The organism is Agrobacterium sp. NPDC090283, assembly GCF_044769685.1.
In the GTDB taxonomy this organism is placed as follows: Bacteria; Pseudomonadota; Alphaproteobacteria; order Rhizobiales; family Rhizobiaceae; genus Agrobacterium.
The window spans coordinates 210,835-237,115 of record NZ_JBIVYG010000006.1 but is presented as its reverse complement, the minus strand read 5'-3'; the positions used below and the strand labels follow the sequence as shown (position 1 = coordinate 237,115).

The following is a 26,281-nucleotide window of genomic DNA, read 5'->3' as shown; positions in this document are numbered from 1 at the left end:
TCTGACTCATCAAGGGATACGGCGGTGATCTTCACTGGCGGTCAAGCTGGTTTCGTCAGGCCTTGTATTGGGAGCGCTTTATCATCACGTAGGCCAGCACGGAGACCAAGATCGAAACGGTGAGCGTTGTGGTCGCAATTGCATTCAACTCTGGAGTGACACCGCGTTTGACCGACGCAAACATGTAGACGGGCAGCGTTGGTTTCGCGCCGGACACGAAGAACGCGATAATGAACTCATCAAAACTGAGGACGAAGGATAGCAAACCACCTGCCATCATCGCTGGCGTCAGGAAAGGAAGGACAACTCGGCGTAAGGATTCAGAGCGCGTGGCGTAGAGATCGCTCGAAGCTTCTAGCCAGGTCGGGTTCAACTGACGCAACCGCAAGAGAACGATCTCCACGACAAGCGCGGTGCAAAAAAGCGAATGAGCAGCAATTACCGTTGGCTTTCCGAAACTAAAGAGCTTTGTCGCTTCTGGCCACCCAGCCAAATACGCAATCAGCCTCTCTCCTCCAGAGAATGTACTAGAGAAGAACACCAATGATGCCAGGCCAATGACGATGCCCGGTATCGCCAAACCGATCATCATCGATCCTTGCACAATTGCACGGGTTGTCTTCGAAACACCCAATAAACCAATAGCGACTGCCGACCCGACTCCGGTAGAGATCAAGGCAGTCGATACAGCAATAATTGTGCTGTTTAACAGTGCTTCCATCGCCAAGGGATTCGAGTAAGCCTTCAGGTACCATGACAAGGAGAAGCCCGTGAATGAGCTGACATTTGGAGCTGCATTGAACGAAAACACCACGATAACAACGACCGGGATGTATAAGAATAGAAAAATGAGGAGGGAAAAAGAGCGCATTAGCGGGACCGTTTGTCAGTGTTCAAGGCGTGCTGGGCGAGTTGGCTAAGGACGGCCGCGGCTATCATCAGCAGCATCAAAACGACTGCAACGGCAGAACCAAGTGGCCAGTTTCGCGACTGGAGAAACAGATCAACGATCGCATTGCCAATGAAGTAGACTTTTCCGCCACCCAAGAGCATAGGTATCAGGTATTCCCCCGACAACAGAATGAATACAAGCGTATAACCAGAGATAATACCTGGCATGGCTAGCGGAATTACCACGGAGAAGAATGTCTCAAACGGTTTCCGGCCGAGGTCACTGGAGGCCTCAAGCAGATCATCGCTGATCCGATCGAACGCTATAAAAAGTGTCAGTATTACGATAGGCAAGTAAGCGTAAACGATTCCGATGATTACCGCGAAATCGGTGTTCAATATTCTAAACTGACCAAGCCCCAGCCATTGCGCAATGGAAGGCAGGCCACGACCGCCCAATGCGAAGTACCAAGCATATGTTCGAGCGACAAAACTCGTAAAGAACGGCGATACGACTAGGAACAGCGCGGTATATCTCCGCGATACAGTAAGTTTCTTGGCTATGTAAAACGCAACTGGGATCCCTATTGTAATGCAGACAGCGGCTCCGAGAGCCGACAGTTGTATAGTGTTCAGAAAAGCGCTGAATCGTGAGTTCACTGCTGCAAAATTGCTTAGAGTGAACGATGGATCATAGCCCCCGTTTGCCGCCCGATTGCCCAAGGAAATGACGAGCGTTGTCACCAATGGGCCGAGCAGTGTCGCCACAAGCAGAATGTACCCAGGCAGCAACAGTAGATGCGCTAGTCGTTTTTGAACCATTGTCTCCTCGGAGAAAGCGGGCGACCCTCGTCGCCCTCAGTTTCGCAGCTCACGCCGACTTAAAACGAGCCATGATCTCGTTGCGGAGAGGATTGGACATTGCTTCGGCGAGGCCGAATTCCAACGGCGTAAGCAGATCCTTTGCCGGATATAGAATAGGATCAGTCTGTGCCTCCGCAGGCAGAAGCCTTATTACTCGCGCGTCAGCGATCGCCGAGGCATGAGCCTCGAACTCAAGTACGTTGTTGTCCGGTTCCAACAAATGGTTGATCAGTGCATACGCGGCCGCCTTATTTGGCGCAGTTTTTGTTACCACATAAAAATCGCTCCAGATTTCACCACCTTCCTTTGCGATGATATATTCGACTTCTGGCATATCCCGCCTGAGCTGTCTCGCGTCGAAACTCCAGCACATAGCAAGGTGAGCGTCACCACTGCGGATCATGGCCTGGAAATCGGACGAGATTGCATAGAGGTGAGGCTTTGTATCGAGAAGCAGCTCTTCAGCCTTTTTCAATTCACTCTCATTGATCGAATTGAACGAGTACCCGAAGTACTTGAGGGCAAACCCTACCGTATCTAGAGGATGGTCCAACGCGACGCCGTAACCGGAATAGGGGCCGCGAACACCGTCAAAGTAGTCCCTTACGGTTGCAAACGGTGTCTTGATTGAAGATGTATTGATTACAAACCCGCTGGTGCCCCAATTCTTATGGACTGCGAAGGTGGTTCCGTTGATTTTCCCCTGCTCGACAAATCGTGGGTCAACACTGCTCGCATCATAATTTGGGATGAGGCTAAGATCGAGTTCCTCGATCAGTTCAGAGGCGGCGTACGGCTGTATTGCGTAGTTGGTCGGCACCACGACGTCGAAGCCCGCATCTCCCGCTTGCATCTTCGCCATCATTTCTTCATTTGATCCGAAGATTGCGACATTTACCGTCACCCCGGTCTTTTCTGTAAACGCATCGAGGTTCTTCTGGTTTTGGTAGTTAGGCCAGGTCGCCAGCGTTACCGTCCCGGAGAGCGCCTGTGCGTCAGCGCTGCGCGGCTCAAGCCCAAGTGCAGCGATGGTACTTCCAATACCAGTTACTGCAAGAAAGCCCCGCCTTGAAATGCGGCCGAGCCTGTAGTGTTCGAGCCAGTTGCTTAATTCCTTACGTTCCATGTTGTTATTCCCCTCTATTTTGTGAAAACATGAAAATCGCTGTCAGATACTTTCAAGCCAACGGCCTCGCCTACGTGGTTCCGGCGTTGTTTCAGTTCATTGATATCCACCCGCGATAGCAGTGTCCCAAGGCCAGGAGCCTCGAGCTTGATCTCAGCCTTGTCGCCGAGAAAGATTATGTTTGAGATTGTTGCGGCCCATTTCGTCGTCCCTGCGGGAACTAGCTTTAACGCATCGGGTCGATAGCCCACCGACACCTGGGCTGGAAGCGAACCTCGGTGGCCCAACAACTTGAGGGTATGACCAGCCAACTCAGCTTCACGGCCATCTGTTTTCAAGCCCGAATGAATATTGAAATCACCAATGAAGGACGCAACGAACTGGGTTGCGGGGCGGTGGAAAAGGTCCTCCGGTGACCCCAGCTGCTCGATGCGGCCCCTGTTCATCACGATAATTCGGTCACTTAGCGAAAGCGCTTCGTGTTGATCGTGGGTTACCATGATAAAGGTGATACCGAGTTCTCGCTGGAGGGTTTGCAACTCGAATTGAACATCTCGCCGAAGCTTCTTGTCCAAAGCGGCCATTGGTTCATCAAGGATGAGAATCTTGGGGTTGTTGACGATTGCACGCGCTAGCGCCACTCGTTGCTGCTGACCACCCGACAGTTCCCAGATTCGGTGCCGCTCCTTGCCGATCAACTGCATTTTCCCGATGACATCCGCAACGCGCTTGCGGATGTCATCGGCCGGCCTTTTATTTCGGCGGCTTCGCAGCCCATAGGCAATGTTGTCGAATACATTCAGATGCGGAAAGAGGGCATAGTTCTGAAAAACCATATTGATCGGACGGTCGCAGGCCTCCAAACGATCGACGGACCTGCCACCAATCGATATGTCGCCGTCTGTCGGAAATTCAAATCCGGCAATCATGCGAAGGGTCGTTGTCTTTCCGCATCCCGACGGACCCACGATCGAGACGAAATCTCCTCCTTCAATATTGAACGTGAGGTCCTGTACGGCGACGAAGTCTCCGAACTTCTTCGTTACGTTCGTGAAGCTTATCGCCCCGTCATTCATTGGAGATGCTTTCTGCTAGGGGAAACTCGTTCGGCTCGTCCTTTGAGCGCGTTTAACAAAACTAGACCTGCGCAATAGCGGCAATCGATTCACCACCATCGACAACCAGTGCTTGTCCGGTGATGTAAGAGGACATAGGTGAAACGAGGAATAGAATAGCATCCGCGATCTCTTCGACGGTTCCGAAGCGGCCCAAAGGAACCTTGTCGCGGACGACAGACTCTAGTGCCTCCCTACCACCTAAGTGATCCTGATAAGGACGGTTGAACGGTGTATCGACCCATCCCGGGCAAAGAGCATTTACTCGAATTCCTGAAGCGCCATAATCGAGCGCCAGTTGCCGCGTCATTGTGACAACAGCTGCCTTGGTAGTGTTGTAAGCAAGCATTCCTCGATCGACGAACACACCCGCATTTGACGCCGTATTAAGGATGACACCGCCATTTCGCTGCTTTGTCATAATTGGGATCACAGCCTTAGCAGCGACGATCTGTGCGGTTACATTCACCGCGACAGACCGTTCGAAGTCCGCAACTGTTAGCTCCTCTGCACCTCCGGCAAGTTGAATCCCCGCATGGCTGTGCAGTATGTCAACCTTCCCGTGAAGTGCATGACATCGCGCTACTACGCTCTGAACCTGCGGGAAATCTGCTACGTCGAGTGCTTCGCCGTCGCCATTCCATCCACCGCGGCGGACAAGATCAATGGTTTCTGCAGCGGCGGCACCATCTCTGTCCGTGACGTATACCGTCGCACCCTCACTTGCCAACTTGATAGCCGCCGCTCGGCCAATTCCCATTCCGGCAGCAGTAATTAGTGCCACCTTGCCTTTTAGAATTCCTGTCATCATATTTCCTAACCAGCACTATTTCCGCCGTCGACCGCTATAGCCGAACCGGTCATGAAAGATGCGTCATCTGACGCGACGAAGCATACGACGCGGGCAACTTCCTCCGGTCGCGCAACACGTCCCAAAGGTATTTGGGCACCTAGTTCTGAGAGACCTTCGGCTCGGGTTAGCCCTCCCACCACGCTATCAAGCATCTGGGTATCAGTGTCTCCCGGGCACACCGCATTCACACGAATCCCTTGGCGAGCATGGTCAATAGCCATTGACCGCGTCAGTTGAACAATCGCACCCTTGCTGGCACCGTAAGCAACCGCTCCTTTTGCTCCCACGAGTCCCCAATCTGAAGCAATGTTCACGATCGCACCTCCACCACTGATCATCATCGAGCGCACGGCAGCGCGAGACATCTTGAACACAGCGGTCACATTTGTCTGGAACGTCTGATCCCATTCCTCATCACTGCAAGCGACTGCATCTCCGCGATACAAAATACCGGCGTTATTGACGAGAACGTCCAGTTTTCCAAAGCGACGAGCGGCGTGATCTACCAAACGCTCGGAAGCGCCAGGCTTAGTGACGTCATCTGCTAGAAATTCTACAGCTGCATTAGTGTTGGATAGCTTCTGCTGAAGTTCTGCGCCTGCTTTGCTGTTGCGACCCGTGATTAAAAGGGACGCGCCTCGTGCAGCAAATTCGGTGGCAATGGCAATACCAATCCCGGACGTTGCGCCAGTAACTAGGACGGCTTTACCGTCGAAATTCGGGCCCATTTCAGTATCGTGCCCGAAAGAGTGAGCGACGTTCATAAGCGCGCGCAGCCTCTTCGATAAACGCGGCCATGCGCTCGGCTCCGAACTGCTCTCGGAAAAGCCTCGCCCGCTCAAACAAAACCTCAGCGGTTGAGGCGCGGCCAGGCCTTAGCAGTTCATAGGTCTCAATCAGCATCCCATTTGGGACGTTGATCATTTCCGCGGCACGTTCGAAGTTTTCAGCAAGCCGCTCACGACCGCTTGCGCGGGCAACGTTGGCTTGATGGAACAATACCTCCGGCGTGATCGCAAAGTCCTGTTGCTTGACTTCACCGGACAGTATGCTTTCCAACGTAAGTTCAGCCAACGTCTTACCCTGAGCGGTACGAACGTTTTCCGGTGCCTCCTCGGAAAGGGGGTAGGCAAACTTCTTCATCTTTTCTGCTCCAATCGAATTTCTTCTGGCAGCGCTTTAGGATCAGTCGCTGCAGTTTCGATCGAGAACAACATGGCAGTTCTGACATGGTATTTCGCCAGCAATGCCTCCCCGTTGTATTCGACCAGAACCGGCTCAGGCGCTTCTCCCGCAGCCAATCGCGCCGCATTTTCTCCAAGACGGCGATAGTGTTCGAGCGTGGTGATGGGTGCTGTCGAAAACAGCTCCACATTCATGTGGGGAAGCCGGTCCTTCTGATGAATGACGGCAGTGCCCTTCGCCTGAATACCAATCCCATAACCAGACCCTGACAATCGCGCTGCGGTAAGCCCCAAGAACGAAGTGTCGGCAGTATGTCGAATACGCACGATGCGATAGCGTCCTCCTACACCCGTGATGCCAGAAATGAGCGCATCCATAACGTCCGACAAGTGGTGCCCCGCCGTCGTTTGATGGATCTCCACCCCCCAGCTTGGACTGATCCCGATCACAACTTCGCATGGATCGGCGCCAACTACCGCAGTTCCAAGCACGGTCAACGCGTACGGAGAGTTGCCGTCATGACGACCCTTTCCGCCGATGACATCATATCTCGCAAGGCTTCCACGCATCGCTGCGATCTGCGCCCACCGCTCATCCGATATCCGATGACCGGTTCCTGGGCCGGCATAATCGTTAGGCGAATTGACGGCGCTGACGATCTTGCCGTCCTGAACGATCGCCGATGTTTGTAGATAGTCGCCGGACACCCGCAACCGAAGCATCATGAGCACGTTCTCGGCTTCGTGATGGAAGCCCCGCTTGTAAAGAGCTCGCACGACATCGACGCCCGTAATGCTTTCCTTGATCGCGTTGCTGATTTCCAGCACTAAACCGGAGGAGAGGGTGTCCGTATCGATAGACCCCGCTGCAAAGACCACACTTGTCTTTTGTGCATCTGTCGGAGATGCAAGACCGAGCTCATCGAGAACGGCGCTAACCGCTTCGACCGCTCGCCGGCGGATGTCAAGTGCCGGTCCCTCTTCGATTGGGGTCAACCCCCCTTCAACCACATAGTCGCGTTGAAGCGTGAGATAATCTTCGATCTCCTCCCCGTTAAAAAGAGAGGCGGCAAAAGCATTGTCATACGACATGATCGAGCCGAAGCCCGACGAGATAAAATCCGTTCCCGATACGAGCGCGGGCATGATCTTTGCACCGACTCGAATCTCGGATGACGTGGCACGCGTATCATTGCCGCTTGCACATTCGAGATCGAGAAGGGCCGCAAGTACGTTCTCAGCAAAGATCTCCCGGCCGCCGCCTGGAACGGAATATGCGAGGGGAGCGCCGTCAATGCCACCGTTCTGTGTGCCCTGAACGCCCATTCCTCGCTGCATGCATAGGCAACGCGCCTCGAGGTAAAGAATAGACTTGGCATCATGGTAGCCCATCAAGAGCTCCGAGCCGCCGCCTGAAGTGCAACGTGCCTTGATCCCCCGAGATGCATAGGCTGTCGTTAGGAACGCCTTCGACCAGGGCGTGTCATCGCCGTCGATAAACGAACCCTCAGTCCCGTAGACAGATACTGTCTCTGCATAGGAGGTGAAGCCGGCCATACCGATCGCCAGTTCTTCCGCTTCTTCGATCGAGCACTGAAAAAGCACGCCGCCGCGCCCGACTGCGGCACCAATGGTACATGCGAGCGCGTTTGCCCAAGCGTTGCTGGCAACGCGCATCGTGGTTTCAATTTCATCGAAACCTAGTGCCACCGCCGTAGCCGAATCAGCGGCAAGCTGAAGCGGATCGTCCTTGGCATTGGTGACGTGAGCCTGATTGCCCGGCGTTTTACGTGCACGTAGCTTGGTCTGAGCAAACATTAGCTCGACAGTGCTCAGGTACTGAACTACATCAACAAGCTTCGCTGGCGTCATCCCACGTGAAAGGCGGACAAGGTCAGAGCGCGAGACATTGATATCAACAAGCCGTCTTGCGAAAGCTAGACTATCTGTCGCCATGGCCTCTTCGGCGATGGTGATATCTATGTGATGACGCGCAATGAATTCGTCTATAAGATCGAAATCAGCTTCCAGAACACCATCAAGCTCGACCACGCGACCATTGCTTACAACTAGTGAAGGCTTTGGGTCGGCAGGGCTCTTTGTCGCGGAGAAGCCGTTTTCCGGATCCTCCACCGCAAAACGGTCGAGTCGAAGTGGACGGTCGTCCCATACATCGAAACGCTTCCAACGATTGGGTGTGCTCTCAGTCAACCCGTCCTCCCTGCAAAACCGACGCTTAGTGGCATTTCAACGGTCAAGGCAGTTGATATCAGCCCCGCGCTATGTGTATTTGGGGGAGGCTATTGCATTGGATTGGCGGACAACATCTTTCGGATGGGGTATGCCTAAGGAGGGAGCCCGTTGGACATCCTAGATATGCCCACGCCTTGGGCATTAACGCACGAGATCGGGGATATCATCTCCAGCGCACCTGGAGAAAATTTCTATGTGACCGTTTTCTCTTTTCTTTCCAAGTACATACCATTCAGCAACGGGCATATACTGAAGTATCGGGACAACGGCGCCCCGCTTGTCCTTCATGACGGTCGTCCGAATGTCTACGAGTGGACGGATGAGTATCTGTCGGGCTACTATTTGCTGGACCCGCTGTGGCTCTATCTCAAGAACCACGAAAATGGTGATGAAATCTACCGCTTAGACACTCTGGCACCCGATAGTTTCACTCAGAGCTCCTATTTCAAGAAACATTACCGAAAGGCACAAATTACCGATGAACTGGGTTGGATCATCGGGTCGGGGCAGGATCGCATCGTTATCTGCTTGTTAAAGCGCTGGGACAGCGGTCAGTTCAACGAGGAACAGATTCGCATCGCTCAGGTCTTGCAGCCCATTTTCTCTAGTGTCGTAAAACTCCATGAAACCCTCATGAGTCAGGTTCAATTGAGCGCCAATCATAACTGGGACGGCACGACAGACCACGAGTCTCCATCCGCGCGCATCAATGCCTATCTCCTGGCGACAGGCAATGACAAGAAGACACTTTCCGATCGCCAGACAGACATTGTCGATTTGATCCTTCGCGGACATTCTACAGAATCCATAGGGCTGAATCTTTCGATCTCAGCGGGTACAGTAAAAACGCACAAACGCAATATTTACTCGCGCCTGGGAATATCGTCCCACGGAGAACTTTTTAACCTCTTTGTAAAGTCGCTCGGTCGCGATTGAGTCGATCTGAGCGAACCGTAAATGGCGGATAAGGATACTGGTGCCTATCTCCAAAAACTGTCTGGCCACTTACCGAGAACTGACCTGCCTGGTATGATCCGCGCCATTCCGGAAACCTTGGTCGGTCAGCGGGAAGCGGAAATTTGGGGCCTCGACTGATCGCTTTTACCGATTCACTGAGCGTGTCATACTTCGGCAGCAGCCGCGCCTCGCTGGGACGATTGGATCGGGCACAAATCTCTAAATGGTATCGCGCTGGCGTAAAATGTTCTCGTTGAGTTACCAGATATATCTTACTTCGGCATAGGTTCGGCTGACGAAACCAGCGCTACGCCAACATTCCAATCGGCACGGTGTCCGCCGAGTTTTCCACGCCGTCGATCAACGCACGTGGATCGGCGAACTCTGATTGAGTGGCGAAGGATTTTTGTGGTCGCTTGCCATCTCGCTCTTGCCCTCGGAGAACGAATATGGTCTGTTCTATTTGAGGTGTCGGATGGCTCGATAAGCCATCTGGATAATTGGGAAGCCGGTGGTAATCCGGCGCTGCCCCCGCAACGGTAGCAGAGCGTAAAGATCGACAAAGCCCACTGGGAGATGTTCCTGGGAAGGGGTCGGTCATGTCCACGGAAGGACCGCTCTGGAGCCCGGAAACCAGCCTCATGTGATAAACTTGACCGGTCGCGGTGGGCGATCAGGAGGCTAACGGCCCGGTTAATCCGAGGCCCGTGGATCCTTGTGCGCACCCTCGAAGGTCCCCGTCAGGACAGCCCGCATGAGCGTTAATCGCCAGCACAAGACAGAATCCCAACTCGTCACCAATGACCAGCCGGCCCAAGAGATTGGTTGGAACAATGGGATAAAACGACTTACCTCCGTGGGCCGGTCGGCTTTCGAACTCAACGTAAAGCGCGTTAGTCGTCGCTTTCGGCATTGCTTTACACATCTCTCTACGATTGTTAACCCGGCCGATTGTTCAAAAGCTTTGTGCTTGAATGACCTGTGCGACCGCGACTCGCCGCACTCGATACGGGTGCCGTCTAGAGGCGTAGTATCCCGAAGGAGGGATACGCTTTCGAGTCATATTGCTCTATCCAAAACACTTACTTTCTGGATAGCCACGTTGCGGAAATCGATCTTCTGAATGGATTTTCATCAGACTCAGTGCGTGAAGTCTGAACCGCATAAATGGAGACAAACGAATGGAAGTATTCGGCCCCGCTTCCCCTGGCGGCTTTTCTCGTGACGTTGGGCGCCTTATTGAACAGGTTGCAGATCAAGATTTTTACCAGAGACTCTTCGAATTCCTTGGAGAACATTGGCCATACAGCAGCGGCCACGTTCTGAAATACAATGAAACCGATGCGCCGCGGGTCCTGTTTGTTGGCGATGATGGAAACTACGATCTACTTGACGAATACCTTTCTGGTTTTTACCTATTCGATCCCTTGCTAGACCACATTGGTAAAGACAATTTCTCGAACGATGTTTATGTACTAAACGAAATTGCGCCAAAGAACTTCTCTGAAAGTGGTTACTTCAGCGCTCACTACGAAAAGGCGTCTATTGTAGATGAGATCGGGTGGATTTTTCACCCCACGAAGGGGGATTTCGTTGTGATCTGCCTAATGCGACGTTGGCAGCAAACGAAATTTCAGCCAGCGCAACGGAAGCTCGCGCGCCTCGTCCATCCGATTATCGGAAGCCTGATATCTCTGCACGAAAACAACGCAGTGACCGGTTTCAAGGCTACAATGTCTGGCTCACGAACGGTCTCGATCCAAAATACCGAACAATCAAAGTGTGAAGAAGACACCAGGATCCTTCAGCTCTCTGACCGACAAAAGATGATCACCGATCTTATACTTGGTGGTCGCTCCACCGAGCAAATCGCGGAGACCCTCGGCATCTCGGCAGGCACCGTGAAGACGCACAAGAAAAACATCTACGCCCGCTTGGGCGTATCTTCGAAGGGTGAACTGTTCAATCACTTCCTGAGGTCGTCTACCGGGTAGTGACTTTGAGTGCGTCGTATAGCTTTATCCGTAGCCAGCGTCAGCACGGCACTGGGCAAATCGTAGTTTGATGACCCTAGTTTGGTGAGAGCCGTCTATGCCTGCTCCAATTACCGTGTCTACTTCAACCGTCAAAGACCACAACCATCTGTGAGGGGTTATCTCACCAGATGGAAATCCTCGGGTTAAACATCAGCTGTAAGACGCACTCACTCGATCAGATTGAACCGCCCCGGCTTTGCCGGAGACCCCAGCTTGTGAGAAGTAGGGTCTATGACAAGCAAAACGACGAACAAATTTTCTCCTGAAGTTCGTGCCCGTGCCGTTCGGATGGTGACGGAACATGAAGGCGAACACTCATCGCGCTGGGCGACGGTCTGCTCGATAGCGGCCAAGATCGGCTGCTCGGCACATACGCTCAATGAGTGGGTGAAGAAGGCCGAGGTCGACAGCGGCAAGCGTGCAGGTTTGCCGAGTGACGTGGTGGAGAAGATGAAGGCTCTGGAACGGGAGAACCGGGAGCTTCGTCAGGCGAATGAGATTTTACGCAAAGCCTCGGCGTATTTTGCCCAGGCGGAGCTCGACCGCCCACTGAAGCGATGATTTCCTTCATTGATGAACACCGCCCGGTGCTCGGGGTCGAACCGATCTGCAGGCTGCTGCCGATTGCCCCGTCCACCTATTATGAAGTCGTTACCAAGCGCACGGACGTGGGTCGCCTATCGGCCCGCGAACGGAATGATATTGCCATGAAAGTCGAGATACGCCGGGTGTTCAACGAGAACTTCCAGGTCTATGGCGTGCGGAAAGTGTGGCGACAGTTGCAGCGAGAAGGCTTCGATATTGCTCGCTGCACCGTCGCAAGGCTCATGAGAATGATGGGTCTTCAAGGCATCATTCGTGGCAAGCCCATCAAAACCACTGTATCGGACAGGTCTGCCCCGTGTCCGCTCGACCGCGTCAACCGCCACTTCAAGGCTCCCGCGCCGAACATGCTGTGGTTATCCGATTTCACCTATGTCGCGACCTGGCAGGGCTTCGTCTACGTGGCCTTTGTAATCGATGCCTTCGCCCGCCGTATCGTTGGCTGGCGGGCCAGTCGAACAGCGCACGCGGGCTTTGTTCTCGATGCCCTCGACCAGGCGCTACATGATCGGCGGCCCATCCATCGCGGCGGGCTGGTTCATCATTCCGACCGCGGCTCGCAAGGCGTATTCAATTGGTCGTCGCAACACCTCAATCATGGAGGTGTTTATGGGGCGACCCGCGGGGTGGATGCAGAAGTTGACGGGACGAGAAGCAATGCGCTCGCCGGGAGCGCCGTCTCTTCGGCGTGAGATCGAACGACGGTTCTGGGAACAAATCGCGACTGGGATCACGAGTGAGAGGGCCGCAGAGGCAGTCGGGGTGTCGCAGGTTGTTGGCACCCGCTGGTTCCGTCATCGGTCTCGCGAGAGCTAAGACGGAACGCTGCAACTCGTGGCGGCAAGCTCGAATATCGGGCTTCGGTCGCGCAGTGGAAGGCGGAGCTGGTGGCCAAAAGACCAAAGGCGGCAAAGCTGGTGACCAATCCACGGCTGCGCCACTATGTCCAAGACCGCTTGGTGGGCAAGATCCGGGCTCCTGACGGTTGTGAGATTACAGGCCCTCAACAGGCACCGTTCAAGGGTCGCAACAAGCCGCATCGCGGTGACCGTCAATGGGTCACTGCCTGGTCGCCAGAACAGATTGCCCACCGTTTGCGGATCGATTTTCCGGAGGACCAATCCATGCGCATCCCGCGGGCCAGAGCTCAGGCCAAGGCATGGGCACATGTCAGCGAGGACGTGATGATCTCCAACCGGCCCTCAGAAGTAGAAGGCCGTGGGGTGCCAGGGCATTGGGAGGGAGACCTAATCATCGGCTTGAACCGGTCTGCAATTGGAACGCTGGTTGAGCGTGCAACTCGCTTTACCAGCCTCGTTCACCTTCCTCGCCAGAAAGGATACGGCCTGGTTCAACGCACGAAGAACGGCCCTGCGCTGGCCGGCTATGGGGCTATCACCATGGCCAATGCGCTCAAGAACACCGTGAAGACTCTGCCTGCCGAACTGTGGCGGTCATTAACTTGGGACCGTGGCAAGGAGCTATCCGACCATGGTCGGTTCACGAGCGAGTCGGGGGTGAAGGTCTTCTTCGCAGCGCCCCGCAGTCCATGGCAGCGCGGCACAAACGAGAACACCAACGGCCTTTTGCGGCAATACTTCCCGAAGGGCACCGACTTATCGCGCTGGACCGCACAGGAACTTGAAGCCGTCGCGCACACGCTGAACAATAGGCCCCGGAAAACGCTTGGCTGGAAGACACCAAATGAAGCCTTGAACCAATATCTATTATCTGGACAATAACCCAGTGTTGCGACGACCGGTTGAATACGCCCAATATGTGTCCATTCGCTATTCCGAACGGCTGGCGGAGGTGGGCATCGAGCCGTCTGTCGGAAGCGTTGGCGATAGTTACGACAATGCTCTCGCCGAAACGATCAACGGTCTTTACAAGGCCGAGGTCATCCATCGGCGAGGACCATGGCGCAACTTCGAAGCCGTGGAGTTCGCCACGCTCGAATGGGTCGACTTCCGCGATGGGGCGGTTGGTGTCAAGTACACTGGGGCCGCACAAACACAACACGAGGCGGCTGACCGCTCGCGATCCAGTTCAAGGTGCTAATTTTAGAACTTTGCTGCGGCGAACGTGGCAACTGATTTCTAGGTTTCTTCCCAAGCCGGGATGGTGCTTCCGTCCGTGGTCGGCGCGATGGCCGCCACACGATGCCTGGTCCAAGAGCAGTCCCCGCGCGCCCATCTGGTTCGCGTGCTCGGAGCTATCGCCCCGGCTACAGTCGACCCATCGGCGTCATCGGGCACTGCGTCCCGGCGTGGGACCTCGAAGATCCAGCGCTTCACGCGCGGCCTGTTAATCCTTCCTGGTAAACTCGGTTGATGAAGAGCAGTTACGTTGCGGCACCCATAGTGGTCGCCTCGCGGGTGAATCGAAACGCCTTTCCATCCCGCCACATCCGGTGCAGCACCACACCGATACGTCGTGCCAAGCCAATCGTTGCACGCTTCTTTCCACGCCCAAGCCGTCAGCCAATTGGGTTTACCACGATTCAGCATCACCGTGGCGGCCTGAAAAAGAGCCGTTCTGAGACCAGCGTCGCCTGCTAGCGTGATCTGGCCGACGACATCACGCTCACCAGACTGATTGCGTCTCGGTGTCAAACCGGCCCAGGGACCGACATCCTTCGAGGAACGGAAGCGCTCTGGATCATCGATGGCAGATCGCACTGTCAAAGCAACGATTGCTCCAACGCCCGGCATGCTCATCATCAGACGACATACAGAATCGGCCTTGGCCAGATCGCACAGTTGTTTCTCCAGTTTAGCCAGCTCATTACGCAACTCTATACGGGCCCGCAGGATCGGGTTCGCCGCGGCTTCAAGCATCGGATTGTCCTCGATGAGCTCGTGGATACGGGCCTCGAAGCGCCCTTTGCTTACCTGGCCTATCTTCAGTCCGAAGTTGCGCAGAACGCCCCGCAGCGACAATTCAAGATCGATGGTCGACTGCTGAATTGCCTTGCGCGCATTCAGAAGCGCTCGCATTTCCTGGGCCGACACCGACTTGCAATGCACGGGGCGGAACCAGCCCATCTGCAAAAGCCGGGCTATACCTTCGGCGTCACGGCGATCGGTCTTGATCGGCATAGCCTGCAGAGCGCCCTTCACCTGCCGCGTTTCCATCAACACCATCTCGAAGCCACCCTCCATCAGGGGCTTGTGAAGCCATTGCGACAGCGGACCTGCCTCAAGCCCCACCATTATCACGTTCCCGGACAAACTCCGCAGAAACGCAGCCAGCGCCTCCGGCTCAGTCTCCACTTTGGTTTCCTTCACCACCTTTCCGTGAGCATTTAGAACGCAGATGGCGGTGCTCGCCAGCGAGACGTCGAGACCGATAAAATAATCCATGTTCTTGTCCTCCGTTTTTGAACCCAACTGGGGGTGCCTCATGGCAAACCCTGCCGACACGCTACGCGCGCCAAGGACAACGACAAGATCATCTGCATGTTCGCAACTTGCTGAAAGGTGACGATGCGCGCCGAGCCCCATTACGGCATCTGGTTCAACCACCGCCGCCTTCTCGAGCCCATCGGGAATATACCGCCAGCCGAGGCCGAAGAACGATACTACGCCATGCTGGACGTGCCAGCCATGGCCGCATAACTTAAACCAAACGGTCTCCGGCAAAGCCGGGGCGGTTCAGATAGGCATGGTCTCCGACTTTAGGGCGTCACTCGAGCCGCCTCGCAATGTTGGCTATAGGCAAACTAAAGGGCAAGGGTCTCGCCATCGGCTGGAATGGCCAAGTTGCCGGAGAAGCCCTCTCTCTCTGCGAATTCGCGAAGTGCCTTACGGCTTAGGACGCAATGGTTGACCGCTTCCATGTGGCTTGCGACCAGCTTGGCTTCAGGAGCAGCCTTGTGGACGGCAATCACGTCAACTTCGCCCATAATGATGGGGGGGAAGCCATCGAACGTGGCCTTGCCGGCGTTCAGTACGATCACATCCGGCTTGTGCATTTCAATTGCATCTCTAACGTGGTCATTCCAGATGGTGTCACCGGCAATGTAGAGACACTTCTCTTCTGCTCGTTTGAACACAATGCCGGACACCATACCGAGAGGTATGGCTGCCAATGTCTCATCGGTCCCGTGCTGACCGCTAGTCTTAGCAAGGCTCACGCCTCTGAATTCAGATGTAGCGGCAAGGACGCGGACATCCGTGAAACCTTGCCCCCTAACCATCGTGGCATCTGCGTCACTTTGAACGAAAACCGGAAGCGACTTATCTATACTCTCGATGGCCTTTATATCCCAATGATCAGAATGCAGATGGGTAACGACAACGGCGTCCACGTTGACGATATCGCTGATAGCCATCGGCAACGAGACAAGAGGGTTGCGGAACTCGCTGTTAGAAGAACGTGCGAACCCTGGACTCGTTTCTCTGTCCGCGAGCATCGGGTCAATGAGAAAGCGGACGCCGCCATAGTCGACGTGCAAGGTGGCATTGCGGATTTGGGTGACGCTCGGCAGTGATCGCGTACGTGTCAGGACTTACCTCAAAATTCTGAGCAGAAAGTCGCCTCATCTAGTGGACTAGCGACTTTTTGCGTTGGAGGGGCCATTCAGCGGCCGATGGAAACAGCCTCCCACAGTCAACGTGGAAGGCTGAGAGGTCTCTTCAATCGACTGGAGATTTCAGCAGCTACGCCTCTAAATACTTTTCGAGTGTCATCGTATTGAAGTCGCACTTGGCGAACCAGTCTTGCGCCAGTACGTCGCGATGGAGAGGAATCGTGGTCTTGATGCCTTCGATCCTGGAGGCCGCCAGAACGTCAGCGGCTCGGGCAATGGCCTCACGGCGATCCGGGGCCCAGACGATGATCTTGCCAACCATCGAGTCGTAAAACGGGACGACAGCGCCGCCCTCGTCCACGCCGAAATCCATACGCACGTCGTCGCGCGCGGGAAGATCGAGGACGGAAATCGTACCCGGAGACGGCATGAACCCTTTCTGCGGGTCCTCCGCATTGACCCGGAACTCGAACGCGACGCCGTTGATTTTCACGTCGGACTGACTGATCGCAAGGTTCCCAATCGCAGCGATGCGGAGTTGCTGCTCCACCACATCGACGCCGGTGATCATCTCCGTGATCGGATGTTCGACCTGGATGCGGGTATTCATTTCGATGAAGTAGAATTTGGACGAGGTGGCCAGAAACTCCATCGTACCGGCATTCTTGTAGCAAACCTTTGCCGCCAGCCGCACGGCGGCCTCGGAGATTTTCTCCCGCATCACGGGCGAAAGCGCCGGGCTCGGGGCCTCTTCGATCAGCTTCTGGCGCTTCCGCTGGAGCGAGCAATCGCGATCGTATAGATGCACGACATTGCCTTTTCCGTCGCCCAGTACCTGTACTTCGACGTGGCGTGCATTCTGAACCACCTTCTCGATATAGATACGCCCGTCACCGAACGCAGCCGTGGCTTCGCGGCTGGCCTCTGCGAAGGCGGTTTCGAGGTCGACGGCGGAATGCACGATCCGAATGCCTCGCCCGCCACCACCGGCAGCGGCCTTGATCATGATCGGGAAACCCAGCTTTTCGCCGACCGTCAGAGCATCCGAAGCATCGACCGTGTCGCTTCCCGGAACCACCGGTACGTCCGCAGAGATAGCAGCAGCTCTTGCCGCCGCCTTGTCGCCCATCTGGCTGATTGTCTTGGCGTCGGGACCGATAAAGACGATGCCTTCCGCAGCGCAACGCTCTGCAAAAGACGTGTTTTCCGCGAGAAAACCGTAACCGGGATGGATGGCTTTTGCGCCGCTCTCTTTTGCCGCGCCAAAAATGCGATCCAGATTGAGATAACTCAACTTGGCCTGGGCGGGACCGATCAAGATCGCTTCGTCGGCCATTTTCACGTGACGGCTTGCCTTGTCCGCCTCGGAATAGACCGCGACCGTCTTGATGCCGAGGCGCTTGCAGGTTCGAATTATTCGGCAGGCGATCTCGCCTCGATTGGCGATAAGAACAGGACCAAACTCGAGATCGCTCATTCCGTCACCTCGATTTCAGCGATCGCTTCCCCGGGAGATACCTCACTCTCGGCATCGACGAGAAACCGCACGACCTTGCCCGCGACTTCCGTCGTGACCGGGTAAAAGCTCTTCATGACCTCTACCAAAGCGATAGTGTCACCAACAGCAACCATATCGCCTTCATTGGCAAAGACTGGCTTGTCGGGTGAAGGACGCCGATAGATAACGCCTGGAATTGGTGCAAACACTTGCGCGACTGTTCCGCTCATTTTTTCTCTCCGCTAAGATTGCTGATTTATCTGCTGCACGATCTGGTCGAGATCCGATTTGTACCGAACACGTGCGGCCACCGCGTCATCCAGCTCGATTGGCACAAACCGAACCGTGGTTTTGGTTGCACATTGTGCAAGAAGGTTCAGATCCGGCGATATGACAGTGCCAGCCGTGAAATAGCCACCGGCCGTTACCGCATCTCTGTGCAACACGATTGGTTCCGTCCCGCTGGGGATCTGGATCGAGCCGATCGGGTATCCCGCATCAACGACATTCGACGGATCGCTGCCCGCACCGAATGGCGGGGTACGGGGCTTGAATTCGAGAGCCTGCTTTTCGGCGGAGGTCATGCGGAAACCCGTGCGGTCGGCATGAGGCGTCGAAATCCAGGTCGTCTCGCAAAACTGTCGAAACCCTTCATCCGTCAGGCGATACGAAAACAGTCCGGGAATGAAGCGGAGATCCATATGCTTCTCGAACTTTGGCCTATGCGTTTCCTCCACCCTGCGGGTTCCAACGCGATCATGGCTCGTTCCGAACCGCAGAACATCGCCCGCCGCAAGAGAACGTCCGTCCAGCCCGCCCATTTTCAGGAGGAGATTGGTGGACCGGCTTCCCATGACCGGCTCGACATCGATGCCGCCGCTGACTGCGAGATAGACGCGAGCCCCGGCCTGCAGATATCCGAAGCTGATCTCGTCGTCTTCCGATACGGGCACGGATTCCCAGCTTGGAACCGGCGAACCGTTGACAAGCATTTGCATCAATGCCCCTGTGGCAGCGATCACGGCAGGCGCCTTGAACTTCAGTTTTGGACCGGCATAGGTAATTTCAAGAACGCTGCTGCCTTCAGGATTCCCGACGAGCGCATTGGCGAGACGGTAGGAATACTGATCCAGGGCACCGGAAGGTGAGATGCCGTCCTTGCTGTAGCCGAAGCGCCCGGCATCCTGAACGGTGGTTGCCAATCCTGGAACGATAACCTCGATCATTTGGAATCTCCTTCGACAAGCGGCATTACCAAATCCCGAATGTAGGGCTTGGGCGTCGCGAAGAAGGCGTTGGGATCGAATTCGATATCGAGTTTTCTATACTCATACGTTCCCTCCGCAACTTCCTCCTGAATACGGTCATATTCATCGCGTAGGATGGAGCGGACACGGAAAATATCACCGAGCCGCACCAGCCAGCCGGTTTCCGCAAGGTCCGGTATCGGCCTGCTCGGATCATAGATGGGAGGGGCTGCACGACCGATAATGGGATATCCGCCGGCACTGCGCGTCGGATAAACCGCCGTGAAGGCGCCGCCCAATGCAAAAGCGCGATCCGGCGTTTCGTTACGAGGACGAAGATATTTCGGCGCCTGAATCTGCTTGTCCTTCTCGGTCATCTGGAATGTCCAGATATTTCCGGGAGCAAAGCCGATGGTCGTCGAGATGTGAGGCATTTCGCAGAGCCGCTCGAAAAGTGCTGCTGTGCTGGAAAGGCCATTCACACTGGCAAGATATTCCGCGTCCGTCATCGTCGGCTCCTGAACGCGATCCCGGTACTTCATCAGCACCTCATGCGTCCAGGGGTCGTCGAAAAGCACCGGCATGTCGATCAGGCGCGTACGGAAGGGTCTCAGTTCACTGGTCAACGCCTCTTTTGTGATCGACTTCAGAGCGTTGATAAGCTTGGCAGGCGCAATGGTCTCAGGCTCGTAACGCACGAGGTATGAAACGTGAGCCGGACACACTTCCAGTATGCCGGGAACCTTGCTGGCTTCGACGAGAGCTGCGGCTTCCTTGGCGCGCAGGTTCGCCTCCAAACTCATCGACTCGGCAAACTCGACGAGAATGTATTCGTCACCGCCAATGCGGTAGCGCGGCTCGATTGCTGTTTCGCTTCGAAGAACCATGGAAACGACCTCCCGGCTTACAGCGCTGAAGCGCTGGGAGCAGCGAGCGTATAGCCGGACTGCTTGAGAGCCAGATTGACCGCCTTGGCGATTTCAACCGAGTTGTCGCGGTCGCCATGCAGGCAAAGCGTATCGATCTTTACCGCGAGCTTCTTGCCATTGATCGTTTCAATGATACCAGAAGCCATCTGGACGGCGCGCTTTGCAATATACGCCGGATCCTTGCGCGCCGTAATGCGCTCGAAGATGACTGTGCCGTCATCATTATATTCCATGTCCGCAACGGCTTCGCTGATCACCTTGATGCCGTTCTTGCGCATCAGTTCAACCTGTGTGCCGACGGTCACATTGAAGATCAGGTCCGACTGCAGCGCCAGCAAGGCTTTCGCGTATTTCAACGCGAGTTCCGGGTCAGCGTAGATATGGAAGTTGAGTGAACCATGTGGCTTGATGTGATTGAGACGGACGCCTTCGGCCTTTGCGAAACCGATAAGGGCGCCGACCTGGTATACGCACATATCGATCACTTCTTGGTGGGTTGCCGCCATCATACGGCGACCAAATCCCATCAGGTCGGGAAATCCCGGATGCGCGCCAAGCCCGACATTGTGCTCCCCGGCCAGCCGAACGGCCTCACGCATGCATTTCGGGTCCCCGCCATGCCAGCCGCAGGCGGCGTTCACCGAGGTGATATGCGGAAACAAGGCTGCATCGTCGCCAATCGTCCAACGACCGTAGCTTTCGCCAGCGTCTGCATTCAAATCAACTCTCATCGTTTTCACTCCGGAGATTGGAAATTTTGGCGGCTGTCTTCCCGTCGGGCATCACCACGACTTCGGGTAGTCACGTCGCACTTGGCACATCATGCCTCGGCTTCGGTCATCGGCTTCAACACAGCTGAGCACGGGTCGAGGATAGAAGAATACCCCTGCCCCCACATCTGCCTGATGGGGTATGCCAAACAGATGATCATGGCAGGTCACACACCAGAATTGCACAGAAAGCGGGCAAGCGATTGCCTTTGCAGCATCAACTTGCTCAGAAATCGACCAGGGCCTTCGTCTGTGGTAAGTTTCCTCCCTGTCATCGCCTTCAGAACTCACTAAAGTTCAAATATGACGAGCATCAACCCTAAGGAATACCCCTTCTGACAGATGGGGTAGCCGCGGCGGATACATTAGTCTCACCACAATAAGAAATTCAGGGCCCTAAGAGGCAAGCTGAAACCGAGTGGGAACATCGCTATTCAATTAAGGCCGCGAAGCCAGTAGCGGGTGTGCCCTCTCATTTGAGGGTTAAGAAATGAACAATCTTAGCGCGGAATCCGTATCGGTCGCGTTCGGCGCACTGAAAGCTCTGTCATCGGTGACGATGACGATCGAGCCCGGTGCGATCTTTGGTCTTATCGGTCCGAATGGGGCGGGAAAGACCACGCTGGTCAATGTCTTGACCGGCTTCCAGTCTCCGACATCGGGAACGATAAAGATGGGGACTGGCGACATCCAGAGCCTCAAGCCGTTTCAGGTTCGACGGCATGGCGTCGCGCGCACGTTCCAAAGCGGCCGGTTGTTTCGCGATCTCCCCGTTCTGGACAATCTGGAAGTCACCGGGGTTGGCCTCGGAATGAGCCGGCGCGCGGCCATTGCGGAGGCGACGTCGATCTTGGAGTGGATGCAGATCCCCCATCTCGCCTCCAGCCTGGCCGGAACTTTGCCCTACACCGACGAACGGCGTGTTGGCATTGGTCGCGCCCTGATGGGCAAACCCTCTTTCATCCTGCTTGACGAACCTGCTGCCGGCATGAGCGCGCAGGAAGCAGCGGAACTGTCGGACATTGTGCGTCGCATCGCAAAGGAACTGGGCTGCGGCGTCCTTATCATCGAGCACAATGTCGGCCTCGTTCTTGGCCTGTGCGACTACATCCACGTTCTGGACTCCGGCGCGGTAATCGAACACGGAACGCCCGAGGCGATTCGCAACAGCGAAAAAGTCCGACACGCCTACATGGGCACGGCTGCGGATGCGGAACTCCCCACGATAGAGGCCCTCGCATGACAATATTATCTGTTTCGGATGTTGCCGTTCGTTATGGCCGACTGACTGCCGTCAGGGGCGTCAGCTTCACGGTGAACGAAGGAGACATCATCTTCATCACAGGCCCGAACGGTGCCGGCAAATCATCGTTGATGCGATCGATTGCGGGTGTGACACCGCTCTCCGCCGGGACTGTGTCCTTCGGCGGGCAGGATATCACGGGCAAGGCGCCGGAAGACGTGGCTCGCCTGGGCTTTTCGATGGTCCCGGAAGGTAGAGACGTGTTCGGCTCACTGACGATCGAGGAAAACCTCATGGTCGGTGTCGGCATGCGCGGCGCCAAGTCGAACGTGTCCAACGAACTGGAAAGTGTCTACGCGACATTTCCGATCCTGAAGGAGCGGCGGCACAATCAGGCCGGTCTGCTTTCCGGAGGACAGCAGCAGATGCTCGTCATAGGACGAGCGCTGATGACCAATCCGAAATTGATCGCGATCGACGAGCCTTCCCTTGGCCTGGCGCCGAACGTGATCGACCTGGTTTACGAGCGGCTTGTGGCTTTGCGTTCGCAACTGGCCCTGACCCTTCTGATCGTCGAGCAAAGCTCCACCCGCGCCATGATGGTTGGCGGTCGCATGATGCTGATGCGCGGCGGCGAAGTGGTCTTGGACGGGGATGCCCGCGAGCTTGGCAAAAGCGATGCGCTTCAGGCCGCATATTTTGGCTATGAGGAACACTGACATGCTGCAGATCTTTTTTGACTCGCTATCATTGGGATCCCTCTACGCGCTCGGCGCGCTTGGTATCGCCCTCATCTTCGGTGTTATGCGGCTGGTGAACTTCGCGCATGGCGATGTCATCGCCTTCTGCGTCTTCGCCTTGCTCTGGCCGTCGACCGGGGCGATCGCCATCGTCTTCGCAGGCAATCTTCCCTGGTACGTTCTCATCCCCTTCGTTCTCGCTCTCGGAGCGGTTCTCTCGGTCCTGTGCGAACTCGTCGTCTTCCGCAGATTCAGGAATGCCAACCCGGCGACGATGATGATCGCATCCTTCGCACTCGGCTTCGTGATCCGGTATTTCCTGCTCATGCTGTTCACCAGCCGCCCAAAATCCATCCTCCTCCTGCCCGCGCTTTCGGAGCCGGTCGAGATCCTCGGCGGTCGAATTCCGCTTCTGCAGATCATCACCATCGGCATCACGCTCATCATCCTCGCCGGTCTATCGATTGCTCTGCGCAGAACCCGGTTCGGCCTTGAAATGCGCGCCGCAGCCGAGAATTTCACCATGGCCAGAATGCTCGGCGTGCGTGCCAATCGGGTGATCATGGGTGCGTTTGCCCTGTCCGGCGCTCTTGCTGGAGCGATCGCGCTGATCCTGACGAGCCAGACGGGCACAGCCGATATCCAGATGGGCGCTCCGATCATGCTCATGGCCTTCATCGCGACTGTCATCGGAGGCTTGGGTAGCCTGCCGGGTGCCGTGCTGGCCGGTTTTCTGCTCGGTGCCGCCTCGGTTATCCTGCAGGTCTTCCTTCCCATAGAAGCACGGCCGTTCCGAGACGCATTCGTCTACGGCGCCGTTATTCTTGTCCTCCTGTTCCTTCCCCGGGGCCTGATGCCCGCGTCCGGCACACAAGAAAGGGTCTAACCATGGCTGATATGACTGATGTCAAGCCGACCGGGAGCCTTGCAGGTATGCCCGATCAGACAACGGACAAGCCGCCTGTTTTCTTCGTGGCGCGGCGCACGATCGAGACGCCAATTCTTCTTGCTCTCATATTGATCGCGATTTCGGTCCTGACCTTCATGTTCGGTACAAGACCATTCAACCAGTCGATGATCGATCTGCTCGTTCAGGTTATTCTTGCCGTTGGCCTCTATACGTTCATCGGCAACTCGGGCGTCCTGAGTTTCGGCCATATCGGGTTCACGTGTCTCGGCGCCTATGCCGCAGCATGGCTGACCATCAATCCGATCATGAAGTCCACCTTGCTGCCAGGCCTGCCGACATGGCTCGCCGATGCCAATCTGCCCTACTGGCAGGCGGCATTCGTGGCCGCACTCTTTGCCGCAGCTGTGGCACTGGTTTTCGGCAAGATTCTGATGAGGCTGTCAGGGATCGCCGCATCAATTGCCACGTTTGCCATCCTGGCAATGGTTCACACCATCTATTCGAACTGGGATAGCGTGACGGGCGGCACCTCTTCGGTGGTGGGCATTCCGATCGTTAGAACGCTCTGGCCTTATCTGATCGCCGCGATCCTCTCGATTTTTATCTCCTGGGCATATGCGATTTCCCGCTCCGGCCTTGCTCTGCGCGCAGCACGTGACGAAGCCACTGCCGCGGAAGCGTCGGGCGTCGACATTCCCAGACAGAGGCTCGTCGCCTTCACGGTGTCGGCTGCGATCATGGGGCTCGGTGGAGCGATGATGGCCCATTCCGTCGGCGTCGTAACCCCCGACACCTTCTACCTTGGCCTGACATTCACAAGCCTGTCCATGCTCGTCGTCGGCGGGATGTACAGCCTGTCGGGCGCGGTGATCGGCGTGGTCCTCCTCTCCCTGCTGATCCAGATCCTCCGCTTCTTCGAAGCAGGCGTGATGATCGGCGGTACCAAATTCGCACTTTACAACGGACTTCAGGAAATCGCCCTCGGCGTCATCATGATCGCAATCCTCGCTTTCCGGCCTTCCGGTCTTCTTCGAAACCGGGAACTCTCCGTCACGCGCAATCGCGTTGACTAATCAAGCGCCACACGGCCAACCTCGAAAAGGAGACGTGCATGACATATCGCTCGCAGAAGATTATTGCTCTGGCACTTGCCGCAACGGCGCTGTCTGCGCCCTCTTACGCCGAGGACGCGGATAGCATCACTATCGGTTTTGCCACGGCAACGTCGGGCTTCATGGAAGCCTACGACAAGCCTGCAGTCGATGCCGCCATGATCCGCATCGAGGAAATCAATGCCGCCGGTGGCCTTCTGGGCAAGAAGGTCAAGGTGGTCAGCGCAGATACCAAGTCGGACCGCGCGGAGGGCGCAAAGGCCGGTCTTTCGGTCCTCGACCAGGGCGCAGACATGGTCGTCGTATCCTGCGATTACGATTTCGGAGCACCGGCCGCACTCGCCGCTGAAAGTGCCGGCAAGATTTCCATCTTCTCCTGCGCCGAAGCTGCCAAGGCCGGCATTCAGGGTGTCGGTCCTCACTCGTTCGGTGCCTCGGTACTTGCCGAAGTCACCGGAGCCACGATGGCAGAATGGGCCTACGAGAAGAAGGGTGCCCGGAATTTCTACAAGCTGCTCGACACCTGGACCGCATATAACAAGGCGACATGCAGCGGTTTCGACTGGATGATGGAGAAACTCGAAGCGAAGGACGCCAAGCTCGTCGGCAGTGATACCTTCAAGAACGACGATGCTTCCATTGCTGCCCAGATCACCCGTATCAAGTCGCTGCCACAGGAGCCCGATGTGATCATGATCTGCACCATGATGCCGGGGGCTGTCTCCGCCATTAAGCAGATCCGAGCCGCCGGTATCAACTCCAAATTGCTTTCCGGGACAGCGATGGACGGGAGCTACTGGCTTTCGGCAGTGCCTGGCCTGACCGACTTTTACGTACCCGTTCCCGCGTCGGTACACGGTGATGATCCGAACCCCGACGTCGTGAAATTCAACGAAACGTATAAGGAAAAGACAGGCAGCGCGCCCGCGACAATGCACGTCTATCCGGGTTACGTTGCCATCGATGTTTGGGCAAAGGCCGTCGAACGGGCAAAGACATCTGAAAGCGAAGCTGTCGTCGCCGAGCTTGAGAAGTTCAAGGACGAACCGACCCTGTTCGGTCCGCGCACCTTCACCAGCGAACTGCACAGCCAGAACACCGGCCGTCTTCTGATCGTGGAAACGAAGGCGGGCAAGCCGGGCGTTGTCGGTGACTGGACGATTTCCGAACCGGTTCCGATGGACGTTCTGTTCAAGTAAGTTTTTGGTCTGACGCGTGTCGCGCACATCCACAGGCTCGCGACACGCATGACCACCGCGACACTGTTGTCCCGAAGATCGATCTCCTCGGGGCAATGGCCGGGCGAAGGTAGCCGCCAGCGTCTTGTTACATCGCATCATTTGCAAATCGTCTGCGGAAGTCATTTCACGCGACACGACTAAGCACTACCGCCGAACAATAGGCGGAGAACTATCC

22 protein-coding genes, 4 pseudogenes, 1 riboswitch and 1 other annotated feature are annotated in these 26,281 nt (G+C 55.8%); of the genes and pseudogenes, 11 read left to right on the top strand and 15 right to left on the bottom strand.

Going from position 1 to position 26,281, the window contains the following annotated elements:
* Nucleotides 1-55 precede the first annotated feature (55 nt).
* The 8 genes from ACIQUH_RS11900 to ACIQUH_RS11865 all read right to left on the bottom strand — a co-directional run bounded on the left by ACIQUH_RS11900 (nucleotide 56) and on the right by ACIQUH_RS11865 (nucleotide 8,244).
* The gene (locus ACIQUH_RS11900) at nucleotides 56-871 is read right to left on the bottom strand and encodes an ABC transporter permease (protein WP_400815114.1); all 816 of its coding nucleotides are present in this window, start codon (nucleotides 869-871) and stop codon (nucleotides 56-58) included.
* Nucleotides 871-1,713 carry an ABC transporter permease gene (locus ACIQUH_RS11895; protein ID WP_400815112.1) on the bottom strand — a complete coding sequence of 281 codons (843 nt, stop codon included), beginning with the start codon at nucleotides 1,711-1,713 and terminating at the stop codon, nucleotides 871-873. Before ACIQUH_RS11895 ends, ACIQUH_RS11900 begins: the two co-directional genes overlap by 1 nt.
* Nucleotides 1,714-1,762: 49 nt before the next feature.
* A complete protein-coding gene (locus tag ACIQUH_RS11890) occupies nucleotides 1,763-2,881 on the bottom strand; it encodes a PotD/PotF family extracellular solute-binding protein (protein ID WP_400815110.1) in 1,119 nt (372 codons plus the stop codon).
* A 14-nt stretch (nucleotides 2,882-2,895) separates the two neighbouring features.
* The gene (locus tag ACIQUH_RS11885; RefSeq protein ID WP_400815107.1) at nucleotides 2,896-3,957 is read right to left on the bottom strand and encodes an ABC transporter ATP-binding protein; all 1,062 of its coding nucleotides are present in this window, start codon (nucleotides 3,955-3,957) and stop codon (nucleotides 2,896-2,898) included.
* Nucleotides 3,958-4,018: 61 nt separating this feature from the next.
* Entirely contained in the window at nucleotides 4,019-4,804 is a 786-nt protein-coding gene (locus ACIQUH_RS11880; RefSeq protein WP_400815105.1) for an SDR family NAD(P)-dependent oxidoreductase, read from the bottom strand.
* A gap of 8 nt (nucleotides 4,805-4,812) precedes the next feature.
* Nucleotides 4,813-5,577: an SDR family NAD(P)-dependent oxidoreductase gene (locus ACIQUH_RS11875; RefSeq protein WP_400815103.1), complete on the bottom strand. Its 765-nt coding sequence runs from the start codon at nucleotides 5,575-5,577 to the stop codon at nucleotides 4,813-4,815.
* 1 nt (nucleotide 5,578) lies between these two features.
* Entirely contained in the window at nucleotides 5,579-5,992 is a 414-nt protein-coding gene (locus ACIQUH_RS11870; RefSeq protein ID WP_400815101.1) for a diol dehydratase small subunit, read from the bottom strand.
* On the bottom strand, nucleotides 5,989-8,244 hold the full coding sequence (locus ACIQUH_RS11865) for a propanediol/glycerol family dehydratase large subunit (RefSeq protein ID WP_400815098.1): 2,256 nt from the start codon (nucleotides 8,242-8,244) through the stop codon (nucleotides 5,989-5,991). Before ACIQUH_RS11865 ends, ACIQUH_RS11870 begins: the two co-directional genes overlap by 4 nt.
* A 150-nt stretch (nucleotides 8,245-8,394) precedes the next feature.
* On the opposite strand from ACIQUH_RS11865, the gene ACIQUH_RS11860 reads away from it, so the two are divergent.
* From ACIQUH_RS11860 to ACIQUH_RS11840, 5 genes and pseudogenes are all read left to right on the top strand, one after another.
* Entirely contained in the window at nucleotides 8,395-9,222 is an 828-nt protein-coding gene (locus ACIQUH_RS11860) for a helix-turn-helix transcriptional regulator (protein ID WP_400815095.1), read from the top strand.
* Between the two features lie 470 nt (nucleotides 9,223-9,692).
* Nucleotides 9,693-9,900: riboswitch (cobalamin riboswitch) on the top strand.
* Between the two features lie 524 nt (nucleotides 9,901-10,424).
* Complete coding sequence (locus tag ACIQUH_RS11855; RefSeq protein ID WP_400815093.1) at nucleotides 10,425-11,237, top strand: helix-turn-helix transcriptional regulator; 813 nt, start codon at nucleotides 10,425-10,427, stop codon at nucleotides 11,235-11,237.
* Between the two features lie 273 nt (nucleotides 11,238-11,510).
* A pseudogene (locus ACIQUH_RS11850) lies at nucleotides 11,511-12,452 on the top strand (IS3 family transposase); the annotation flags it as partial.
* Nucleotides 11,795-11,911: a sequence feature (AL1L pseudoknot), on the top strand. Its footprint overlaps the pseudogene before it by 117 nt.
* Nucleotides 12,453-12,512: 60 nt before the next feature.
* Nucleotides 12,513-13,624 (top strand): annotated as a pseudogene (locus tag ACIQUH_RS11845) (IS30 family transposase).
* 28 nt (nucleotides 13,625-13,652) lie between these two features.
* Nucleotides 13,653-13,943 (top strand): annotated as a pseudogene (locus ACIQUH_RS11840) (hypothetical protein); the annotation flags it as partial.
* A gap of 283 nt (nucleotides 13,944-14,226) precedes the next feature.
* Here ACIQUH_RS11840 and ACIQUH_RS11835 read toward each other — a convergent pair.
* A pseudogene (locus tag ACIQUH_RS11835) lies at nucleotides 14,227-15,247 on the bottom strand (IS110 family transposase).
* A 123-nt stretch (nucleotides 15,248-15,370) separates the two neighbouring features.
* On the opposite strand from ACIQUH_RS11835, the gene ACIQUH_RS11830 reads away from it, so the two are divergent.
* Entirely contained in the window at nucleotides 15,371-15,502 is a 132-nt protein-coding gene (locus ACIQUH_RS11830) for a hypothetical protein (RefSeq protein ID WP_400815215.1), read from the top strand.
* A gap of 104 nt (nucleotides 15,503-15,606) precedes the next feature.
* Here the strand turns inward: ACIQUH_RS11830 and ACIQUH_RS11825 are convergent, their stop codons facing one another.
* The 6 genes from ACIQUH_RS11825 to ACIQUH_RS11800 form a co-directional block, all read right to left on the bottom strand.
* The gene (locus tag ACIQUH_RS11825) at nucleotides 15,607-16,356 is read right to left on the bottom strand and encodes an MBL fold metallo-hydrolase (protein WP_400815210.1); all 750 of its coding nucleotides are present in this window, start codon (nucleotides 16,354-16,356) and stop codon (nucleotides 15,607-15,609) included.
* Nucleotides 16,357-16,546: 190 nt separating this feature from the next.
* Nucleotides 16,547-17,893, bottom strand: coding sequence for an acetyl/propionyl/methylcrotonyl-CoA carboxylase subunit alpha (locus ACIQUH_RS11820; RefSeq protein ID WP_400815091.1), 1,347 nt, complete (start codon nucleotides 17,891-17,893; stop codon nucleotides 16,547-16,549).
* Nucleotides 17,890-18,144 (bottom strand): acetyl-CoA carboxylase, encoded by a 255-nt coding sequence (locus ACIQUH_RS11815; protein WP_400815089.1) that lies wholly within the window; start codon nucleotides 18,142-18,144, stop codon nucleotides 17,890-17,892. The genes ACIQUH_RS11820 and ACIQUH_RS11815 overlap by 4 nt, the downstream gene beginning before the upstream one ends.
* Nucleotides 18,145-18,156: 12 nt before the next feature.
* Complete coding sequence (locus tag ACIQUH_RS11810) at nucleotides 18,157-19,140, bottom strand: biotin-dependent carboxyltransferase family protein (RefSeq protein ID WP_400815087.1); 984 nt, start codon at nucleotides 19,138-19,140, stop codon at nucleotides 18,157-18,159.
* Nucleotides 19,137-20,048, bottom strand: coding sequence for an allophanate hydrolase subunit 1 (locus tag ACIQUH_RS11805; protein WP_400815084.1), 912 nt, complete (start codon nucleotides 20,046-20,048; stop codon nucleotides 19,137-19,139). The genes ACIQUH_RS11810 and ACIQUH_RS11805 overlap by 4 nt, the downstream gene beginning before the upstream one ends.
* Nucleotides 20,049-20,065: 17 nt before the next feature.
* Entirely contained in the window at nucleotides 20,066-20,821 is a 756-nt protein-coding gene (locus ACIQUH_RS11800) for a LamB/YcsF family protein (RefSeq protein WP_400815208.1), read from the bottom strand.
* Nucleotides 20,822-21,350: 529 nt separating this feature from the next.
* Here ACIQUH_RS11800 and ACIQUH_RS11795 point away from each other — a divergent pair.
* Genes ACIQUH_RS11795 through ACIQUH_RS11775 form a run of 5 tightly spaced genes read left to right on the top strand, consistent with a single transcriptional unit; the run spans nucleotide 21,351 to nucleotide 26,064 of the window.
* Complete coding sequence (locus ACIQUH_RS11795; protein ID WP_400815082.1) at nucleotides 21,351-22,103, top strand: ABC transporter ATP-binding protein; 753 nt, start codon at nucleotides 21,351-21,353, stop codon at nucleotides 22,101-22,103.
* The gene (locus ACIQUH_RS11790) at nucleotides 22,100-22,822 is read left to right on the top strand and encodes an ABC transporter ATP-binding protein (protein ID WP_400815080.1); all 723 of its coding nucleotides are present in this window, start codon (nucleotides 22,100-22,102) and stop codon (nucleotides 22,820-22,822) included. The genes ACIQUH_RS11795 and ACIQUH_RS11790 overlap by 4 nt, the downstream gene beginning before the upstream one ends.
* 1 nt (nucleotide 22,823) lies before the next feature.
* Entirely contained in the window at nucleotides 22,824-23,729 is a 906-nt protein-coding gene (locus ACIQUH_RS11785; RefSeq protein WP_400815077.1) for a branched-chain amino acid ABC transporter permease, read from the top strand.
* A 2-nt stretch (nucleotides 23,730-23,731) separates the two neighbouring features.
* The gene (locus ACIQUH_RS11780; RefSeq protein WP_400815074.1) at nucleotides 23,732-24,826 is read left to right on the top strand and encodes a branched-chain amino acid ABC transporter permease; all 1,095 of its coding nucleotides are present in this window, start codon (nucleotides 23,732-23,734) and stop codon (nucleotides 24,824-24,826) included.
* A gap of 38 nt (nucleotides 24,827-24,864) precedes the next feature.
* Nucleotides 24,865-26,064, top strand: a complete 1,200-nt coding sequence (locus ACIQUH_RS11775; protein WP_400815072.1) for an ABC transporter substrate-binding protein — start codon at nucleotides 24,865-24,867, stop codon at nucleotides 26,062-26,064.
* Nucleotides 26,065-26,281 lie beyond the last annotated feature (217 nt).

Coding starts and splice junctions, on each gene's coding strand:
- ACIQUH_RS11900 (WP_400815114.1), bottom strand. CDS start 871: ATGCGCTCTTTTTCCCTCCTCATTTTTCTATTCTTATACATCCCGGTC.
- ACIQUH_RS11895 (WP_400815112.1), bottom strand. CDS start 1,713: ATGGTTCAAAAACGACTAGCGCATCTACTGTTGCTGCCTGGGTACATT.
- ACIQUH_RS11890 (WP_400815110.1), bottom strand. CDS start 2,881: ATGGAACGTAAGGAATTAAGCAACTGGCTCGAACACTACAGGCTCGGC.
- ACIQUH_RS11885 (WP_400815107.1), bottom strand. CDS start 3,957: ATGAATGACGGGGCGATAAGCTTCACGAACGTAACGAAGAAGTTCGGA.
- ACIQUH_RS11880 (WP_400815105.1), bottom strand. CDS start 4,804: ATGACAGGAATTCTAAAAGGCAAGGTGGCACTAATTACTGCTGCCGGA.
- ACIQUH_RS11875 (WP_400815103.1), bottom strand. CDS start 5,577: ATGGGCCCGAATTTCGACGGTAAAGCCGTCCTAGTTACTGGCGCAACG.
- ACIQUH_RS11870 (WP_400815101.1), bottom strand. CDS start 5,992: ATGAAGAAGTTTGCCTACCCCCTTTCCGAGGAGGCACCGGAAAACGTT.
- ACIQUH_RS11855 (WP_400815093.1), top strand. CDS start 10,425: ATGGAAGTATTCGGCCCCGCTTCCCCTGGCGGCTTTTCTCGTGACGTT.
- ACIQUH_RS11830 (WP_400815215.1), top strand. CDS start 15,371: ATGCGCGCCGAGCCCCATTACGGCATCTGGTTCAACCACCGCCGCCTT.
- ACIQUH_RS11820 (WP_400815091.1), bottom strand. CDS start 17,893: ATGAGCGATCTCGAGTTTGGTCCTGTTCTTATCGCCAATCGAGGCGAG.
- ACIQUH_RS11815 (WP_400815089.1), bottom strand. CDS start 18,144: ATGAGCGGAACAGTCGCGCAAGTGTTTGCACCAATTCCAGGCGTTATC.
- ACIQUH_RS11810 (WP_400815087.1), bottom strand. CDS start 19,140: ATGATCGAGGTTATCGTTCCAGGATTGGCAACCACCGTTCAGGATGCC.
- ACIQUH_RS11805 (WP_400815084.1), bottom strand. CDS start 20,048: ATGGTTCTTCGAAGCGAAACAGCAATCGAGCCGCGCTACCGCATTGGC.
- ACIQUH_RS11800 (WP_400815208.1), bottom strand. CDS start 20,821: ATGAGAGTTGATTTGAATGCAGACGCTGGCGAAAGCTACGGTCGTTGG.
- ACIQUH_RS11795 (WP_400815082.1), top strand. CDS start 21,351: ATGAACAATCTTAGCGCGGAATCCGTATCGGTCGCGTTCGGCGCACTG.
- ACIQUH_RS11790 (WP_400815080.1), top strand. CDS start 22,100: ATGACAATATTATCTGTTTCGGATGTTGCCGTTCGTTATGGCCGACTG.
- ACIQUH_RS11785 (WP_400815077.1), top strand. CDS start 22,824: ATGCTGCAGATCTTTTTTGACTCGCTATCATTGGGATCCCTCTACGCG.
- ACIQUH_RS11780 (WP_400815074.1), top strand. CDS start 23,732: ATGGCTGATATGACTGATGTCAAGCCGACCGGGAGCCTTGCAGGTATG.
- ACIQUH_RS11775 (WP_400815072.1), top strand. CDS start 24,865: ATGACATATCGCTCGCAGAAGATTATTGCTCTGGCACTTGCCGCAACG.